We start from the raw sequence: 4,225 nt of genomic DNA, 5'->3' as shown, positions 1-4,225 counted from the left end.
AATATATGTTGTAAAATAAAAAAGGTTGTTTGTAAGTTAACTTAATATAACTTAGCAAACAACCTTTTAATTATTTAATTTTTAATTTTTCATTTTTATACATTGGGCAGTTGCTTGAACAGCTATTGCAATTACATCCGCCTTTAGATGATTTTCTCACTGATTTATATATTATATATAAGGCTAATGCGATAATTCCTAATGTTATTAGTATTTCCATTAAAACACCTTCTTTATATTAATAGATTTGCAATATTATATACTATAAAGGAAACAATCCAAGCTAGTAATAACTGATAAGAACTTGAGAAAATAGTAAATTTAGTTCCGTATTCTTTCTTCATAGCACCTAAAACTGATATACAAGGAGTGTATAAAAGTACAAATACTAAGAATGAAATAGCAGAAGCTGCTGTAAAATATAAAGGAAGTACAGCTGTAAGATCCCCAGCAAATATAACTCCCATTGAAGCAACTACTGTTTCTTTTGCAAGTAAACCAGTTAATAGAGAAACTGAACTTTGCCAATTTCCAAATCCAAGAGGTTTAAATATAGGAGCAATAAAACTACCTATAGAAGCTAAAATACTATCATTTACGTCAACCATACCACTGAAATTAAAGTTTGATAAGAACCAAATTATAACACTCATAGCAAATATTATGGTTCCAGCCTTTACTAAGAAGCTCTTAGCTTTTTCATATATTTGTTTTAATACACTTTTTAAAGATGGCATTTTATATTCAGGTAATTCTATAATAAAAGGCTCTTCATCCTTTTTAAATATTGTATTTTTAAATAATATTCCTAATAGAAAGGCTAGAATTACTCCTAATAAATATAGCATTGCAACAACAAGTCCAGTATGCTCAGGGAAGAATACTGCTCCAAAGATTGCATAAACAGGAAGTCTAGCATTACAGCTCATAAGAGGAACAAGCAGGGCTGTTAACTTTCTATCTTTTTCACTTTCTAGGGTTCTTGCAGACATAATGGCAGGAACAGTACATCCAAAGCCAACTATCATTGGTATAAATGCCTTACCTGATAGACCCATTTTTCTCATTAGCTTGTCCATGATAAAGGCAACTCTAGCCATATACCCACTATCTTCTAATACTGAAATACAAGCAAAAAGTGATAGGATAATTGGAAGTAGTACTAAAATACCTCCAACACCAGCAACTATTCCATCAACTATAAGTGATTGGAACCAGGGCTCAGTATTAGATAATAAGCTTGATATATAAGGAATTAAACTATCATTTAAGTATCCATCTAATAAATCAGATAAAGGTTGTCCAACCCATGAAAATGTTATTTGAAACATTAAAGCCATAGTTAAAATGAAAATTGGGTAGGCTAACCATGGATTAAGAAGAATATTATCTAATTTGTCCTTAAATGTTGATTTGTTTTCATCAATAGTTTTATTACATTTATTTAATAAGTCCTCAATGTAATTGTATGTATCTTTCTCATCTTTAAAAATTAAGTTAGAATCTTTTTGAATATTCAAATAACTATCATTTTCAATGACTTTTTTTATTTCATCTATCCCTTTTTCTTTAGAGGCTATTATTGGTATAACAGTAACATTTAAAAGCGTAGATAATTTATTATAATCTAAGTTAATACCTTTTTTTTCGGCAACATCAATCATATTAACAGCTAAGATTATAGGTTTATTAAATTGTTTTAGTTGAGTTGTTAAATAAAGATTCCTATCTATATTAGAAGCATCTATAATATTTAATATTAAATCAACCTCATCCGTTTCTAGAAATTTCTTTGATATTTTTTCTTCGTTTGAAAAAGTGTCCATTGCATAAATACCAGGTAAATCAACGATTTTTATATTTCCAAAAAAGCCTTCTTTTTTATCAACTGTTACACCAGCCCAGTTACCGATCCTTTGATTGGAGCCAGTCAATGAATTGAAAAGTGTTGTTTTACCTACATTTGGATTACCGAGTAAAGCTATTGTTTTCATTTAGATTCCCCCTATACAGCTAGTACAATATTTTTAGCATCTTTTTTCCTAATAGCTAAGTCAAACCCTCTAAGATTTATTATTAACGGATCACCTAAAGGAGCCACTCTCTTTAACTTAATTTCAGTTCCTTCAATACAACCTAACGCTAATAATCTTTTTGCTAATTTTGTATCCCCGCCAATTTCTTTTATTATTGCTTTTTCTCCTAAATTTAAATCGCATAAACTCATATCTTCCACCTCGAATTGAAAATCATTATCAAAATATTATGATATTATAATAGCAGAGTGTTAAAAAATAGTCAATACAAAGCTTTCAATAAATGAAAAAAATTCTCAGTTGAATAAATATGTTATGAACATATTTTGTATTACATAATATTATATAAGTAGGGAGAAGAATAAATATATTTATTTTTATATTTCAATAAAAGGTGATATAATGTTATAAGAATAAACTGAAATTTTAGGTGATAAGGTTAACTTAGAAAGAGTGGTAATGTGATTATTAGAGAAAATGTAATAGAGGTGAATATAAAAGATAAAGAATACATGCTAAGTACAGCAAGTATTAACAGGTCACCTGAAGAACTAATATTTTTTGACTTAGAACACTACGTGTATAAGAAGCCAAAATGTATAGGTGTGTTTGGGGCTTGTATTTTTGAAAAAAACAAATTGTATGTAACACAATATATGATCGAAAATAAAAGAGAAGTTATTCAGATTTTAGATTTAGCTAAAAGGTACTTTATAAAAATGAAAAAAAAGGGGAAGAAAGCCATTGTCACCTTCTCAGGAAATAACGATTATACCGTAATTAATTATTTATTTAAAAAGTATGGCATTGAGTTTAACTTTTCAAGAGAATTTGAAGATATAGATATTCAAAGAGAATATGAAAAAGAAATGGGGCACTCCATTGGTCTGAAAAATTTAGAAAAGGACTTTAGCATTTTTAGAGAAGGAGAAGTTATAAGTGGTTCAAACTTAGCAAAAACTTTCAGTAAAATCCTAATGGATAAGGATTATATTTTAAGAATGCCAAAGGAAAAAATAGAAACTATACTTTTATATAATGAGCAAGATGTAACTAACTTATATAATATTTATATGTTATGGAATGCTTATTTAAAGAAAGAAGAAGAAATCAATGAAAATGAAGAATTAGAAGAGGAATCTTCTATAAATGAAGTTGAAGAAATAAACAATGTAGTAAGTAATTAATAAGTATAAGAAAAATATTATTAATTTAAGAAGAGATTCTTAAATGATAGATGCTCCTAAACCATTAGGAGCATCTATCATTTAAAGGAAGTATCAATAGACTCACCATTAGAGGAAATTATTATAGTTCCATTAATATCAGTTCTATAAACTTTAATATTTGATAGAATATTTAAGGTCTCCTTAGTTGGATGGCCATAAGTATTATCTTCGCCAACAGAAATAATTGCTATATTGGGATCGACTTTATTTAAAAATTCTTTGGAAGTAGATGTAGAAGAACCATGATGACTAACTTTTAGTATATCGCTTTTTAAGTTATATGATTTATTTATTACTTCTTCCTCTAAAGCTCCTTCAGCATCCCCTGTAAATAGAAAAGAAACTTCACCATAGGTAACTTTAATTATAGGGGAATAATTGTTTAAGTTTTCATAGTGAGTTAAATTAGGAGTTAATACTTCAACTTTGGTGTTATTACCTAAATTAATTGAATTAATATCAGCTTTTAATATATTTATCTTTAAGTTTTTTCTAGATAGGCTTTCGATCATATTTTCAAAAGCAGAGGTATTACTGCTTGCTTTTGGAGCATAAAATTCCTTTATTTTATACTTATTTATTATATAAGCCATGTTGCCTATATGATCTTCGTGAGGGTGGGTAGCTATGACGTAATCTATTGTCTGTAAATTTAAAGTATCTAGATACTCAACAAGCCTTTCTTTTTCAGATTTAGCCCCAGAATCAATTAACATAACTTTATTATTTACTTGAATTAATATAGAATCGCCTTGTCCTACATCTATAAAATTAACAGTAATTTCATTTGGATTTATTATATTATTAGAATTAGTTATGTTTTTTATTAATATAAAGTTAGCAATAATAAGAATTGCTATAAGAGAAAATTGAAAGTTTTTAATATGTCTTTTTTTTATATACATCCTGAATTATAAAATAAGCGTTTTGCTTACTCTCCTTATAAAATATGGGTAATAG

At 27.6% G+C, this 4,225-nt stretch carries 5 protein-coding genes; 1 reads left to right on the top strand and 4 read right to left on the bottom strand.

All coding sequences use genetic code 11. The features are described from left to right. Positions 1 to 70: 70 nt before the first annotated feature. The 3 genes from E6248_RS13875 to E6248_RS13865 are packed head-to-tail and all read right to left on the bottom strand — an operon-like array spanning position 71 to position 2,227. Positions 71 to 220 (bottom strand): FeoB-associated Cys-rich membrane protein, encoded by a 150-nt coding sequence (locus tag E6248_RS13875; RefSeq protein ID WP_316341381.1) that lies wholly within the window; start codon positions 218 to 220, stop codon positions 71 to 73. Positions 221 to 233: 13 nt separating this feature from the next. After that, positions 234 to 1,994: a ferrous iron transport protein B gene (gene feoB, locus E6248_RS13870; protein WP_316341380.1), complete on the bottom strand. Its 1,761-nt coding sequence runs from the start codon at positions 1,992 to 1,994 to the stop codon at positions 234 to 236. An 11-nt stretch (positions 1,995 to 2,005) separates the two neighbouring features. Further along, positions 2,006 to 2,227 carry a FeoA family protein gene (locus E6248_RS13865; RefSeq protein ID WP_316341379.1) on the bottom strand — a complete coding sequence of 74 codons (222 nt, stop codon included), beginning with the start codon at positions 2,225 to 2,227 and terminating at the stop codon, positions 2,006 to 2,008. Positions 2,228 to 2,497: 270 nt separating this feature from the next. On the opposite strand from E6248_RS13865, the gene E6248_RS13860 reads away from it, so the two are divergent. Beyond that, entirely contained in the window at positions 2,498 to 3,223 is a 726-nt protein-coding gene (locus E6248_RS13860; protein ID WP_316341378.1) for a ribonuclease H-like domain-containing protein, read from the top strand. Positions 3,224 to 3,300: 77 nt separating this feature from the next. On the opposite strand, the gene E6248_RS13855 is transcribed toward E6248_RS13860, so the two are convergent. Next, entirely contained in the window at positions 3,301 to 4,170 is an 870-nt protein-coding gene (locus tag E6248_RS13855; protein ID WP_316341377.1) for a ComEC/Rec2 family competence protein, read from the bottom strand. Positions 4,171 to 4,225: the final 55 nt, after the last annotated feature.

Source organism: Clostridium sp., from assembly GCF_032552055.1.
GTDB lineage: Bacteria > Bacillota > Clostridia > Clostridiales > Clostridiaceae > Clostridium.
Note: the sequence above shows the minus strand (reverse complement) of the source record. Positions and strands in the feature narration are given on the sequence as shown.